This is a genomic window from Frankia sp. CeRuru1, assembly GCF_977966315.1.
Window position 1 is genome coordinate 1 of record NZ_CDWWEW010000525.1, and the last position, 2,691, is coordinate 2,691.

At 73.1% G+C, this 2,691-nt stretch carries 3 protein-coding genes; all 3 read right to left on the reverse strand.

All coding sequences use genetic code 11. The features are described from left to right. Window positions 1-928, reverse strand: a 928-nt coding sequence (locus tag AC08OP_RS23795) for a COX15/CtaA family protein (protein WP_476616211.1), incomplete at its 3' end; no start/stop codon positions are given. Between the two features lie 138 nt (window positions 929-1,066). Further along, the gene (locus AC08OP_RS23800; RefSeq protein ID WP_476616212.1) at window positions 1,067-1,852 is read right to left on the reverse strand and encodes an ABC transporter permease; all 786 of its coding nucleotides are present in this window, start codon (window positions 1,850-1,852) and stop codon (window positions 1,067-1,069) included. After that, window positions 1,849-2,691 (reverse strand): ABC transporter ATP-binding protein (locus tag AC08OP_RS23805; RefSeq protein WP_476616213.1); only part of this gene is annotated, 843 nt, incomplete at its 5' end. The genes AC08OP_RS23800 and AC08OP_RS23805, both read right to left, overlap by 4 nt.

Here is a 2,691-nt window from a genome sequence, read left to right on the forward strand (position 1 = left end):
GTACCGGCCGGGGGTGCCGGGAGCTCAGGGCGAGCCAGAGCCGCAGCGCGGCGACCCACATCACGGTCGCCCCGGTCATGTGCAGGGCGACGAGGAGAGCGGGAACGCCGAGGAAGTACTGGGTGAATCCGATCGCGGCCTGCGCGAGGACGGTCCCGACCAGGGCGAGGGAGGTCCGCCTGGCCTCGTCGGGAGCCTCGGCGACCCGCACCGCGAACGCCATGGCCGCGACGAGCCCGACCAGCAGCATCGCGCCGTCGGCGTGCAGCTGGGAGACGTTGACGAGGTCGAACCCGAAGCGGGCCGGATGATCGCTGTCACCGCTGTGCGGCCCGGCGCCGGTCACGACCGTGCCGAGGACGAGCACCCCCGCCGAGACGACCACCAGCAGGCGCGCCAGCCACCGCAGCGCGGGACCGACCCCCGGGGTCGCCGCACCCGCGTCCTGGCGGGCCCGGTGGTCCAGCAGGACCGCGTTCCACAGCAGGACCATGGAGAGCAGGAAATGGGCGGCGACGGTCGCCGGGTGCAGCTTCGTCAGGACGGTGATCCCGCCGAGCACGGCCTGTCCGAGGAAACCCACCCAGAGGCCGAAGGACAGCAGCCGAAGATCGCGCCGCCGTCCGCCGCGCAGGCGGAGCGCGACCAGCGGGGTGATCAGCGCCACGAGGCCGACCACCAGGCCGACGACCCGGTTGCCGAACTCGATCGCTCCGTGCAGGGCGTATTCCGAGTGCGGCACGAACGAGCCGTCCCCGCACTGCGGCCAGGTCGGGCAGCCGAGACCGGAGCCGGTCAGGCGGACCACGCCACCACTCACCACGATCAGTGACAGCAAGACCACGTTAAGTGTGGTGAGGAGTCGGAAGGCGCGAAGGCTGATCAGCGGCAAACTCCGACGCTCTGTAGAAGCTGGCACGACTGCCATGGTAACGCCCTGTCCGGCGCGGGCCGCTCGGATCCTTCTCCGCTGGTCGGATGGTGCCTGCCGGCCGGATGGTGCCTGCCGGTCGGCTGGTGCCCGGTGACCGGATGGTCGCGGTGTCGGCTCTACTCCCAGTCGGCTCTACTCCCAGCGGAAGGTGCGGGCGGCGAGTGCCAGACTCGCCACCGCCCAGGCCGCGAGCACGATCAGGGTATGCGCCCCCGGACCGTCGCCCTCGGCGAGGACGGCCCGCAGCCCGTCCGACAGCGCCGCGGTCGGCAGCACCTCGGCGATCGCCCGCAGCCAGCCGGGAAGCTTCGACAGCGGGAACATCACCCCGCCGATCAGCAGCAGCACCAGGTAGACGCCGTTGGCGGCGGCGAGCGTCGCCTCGGCCCGCAGGGCTCCGGCCATCAGCAGGCCGAGCCCCGAGAACGCGGCCGTGCCCAGGACGAGCAGCGCCAGCACCGCCGGAACCCCGACCGGCCCGCCGGTCGGGTCCCAGCCCAGCGCGAACCCGACCGCCACCAGGAGCACCAGCTGGATGACCTCGACGGCGAGCACCGCCAACGTCTTGCCGGCGAGTAGGACCGCGCGGGGCAGCGGGGTCGCCCCGAGGCGTTTGAGGACGCCGTAGGAGCGTTCGAAGCCCGTGGCGATCGCCTGCCCAGTGAAGGCGGTCGACATCACGGCCAGCGCGAGCACCCCGGGGACGAGGAAGTCCACCGGCCGCTCGGTGGAGCTCGGCAGCACGTCGACGGCGGTGAAGAAGGCCAGCAGACCGACCGGGATGATCAGGGTGAGCAGGACGGACTCGCCGCGCCGTAGGGTGAGTACCAGCTCGAGCCTGGTCTGTGCCGCCAGCATCCGGGCCCGCGACGCGGGCGCCGGAGCCGGGCGCAGATCGAGCAGCGGGATGCCGGTCATGAGCGCAGCTCCGATCCGGTCAGTTCCACGAAGACGTCCTCCAGCGTGCGTTGTTCGACCCGGAGATCCTCTGCCAGGATGCCGTTACCCGCGCACCAGGCGGTCACCGCAGCGAGCAGTTGCGGGTCGACCGTGCCCTGCAACAGGTAGTGCCCAGCCGGGCCCTCCTGCGCGGTGGTGCCGTCGGGCAGCGCGAGCAGCAGCCGGCCGAGATCCAGCCCGGCGGGGGCCCGGAAGCGCAGCTGCCCCTCGGCGCCGCCCCGGGTGAGCTCCGCGGGGGAGCCGACCGCCACCACCCTGCCGTGGTCGACGATGATCACCTGATCGGCGAGCCGTTCGGCCTCGTCCATGGCGTGGGTGGTCAGCACGACGGTGACCCCGGCCGTGCGCAGCTCCTCGACGAGCTCCCAGGTGTCCCGCCGGCCCTGGACGTCCAACCCGGCCGTCGGCTCGTCGAGGAAGACCAGCTCCGGGCGGCCGACCACGGCCATCGCCAGCGACAGCCGCTGCTGCTGGCCGCCGGAGAGCCGGCGGAACGGGGTACCGGCGGACCCGGTCAGCCCGAGCCGGTCCAACAGCGCCGCGGGATCCAGCGGGTGGCGGTAGTGCGAGGCGACGAGGCGCAGCATCTCGCCGGCGCGGGCGCCGGGATACATCCCCCCGGACTGCAGCATCACCCCGACCCGGGGGCGCAGGGCAACGGCGTCCGCCCAGGGGTCGAGCCCGAGAACCCGCACCTCGCCCGCGTCGGCGCGGCGGAATCCCTCGCAGATCTCCACGGTGGTCGTCTTGCCGGCGCCGTTCGGCCCGAGCAGCGCCGTGACCGTGCCGGTCGGGAC

Coding starts and splice junctions, on each gene's coding strand:
- AC08OP_RS23800 (WP_476616212.1), bottom strand. CDS start 1,852: ATGACCGGCATCCCGCTGCTCGATCTGCGCCCGGCTCCGGCGCCCGCG.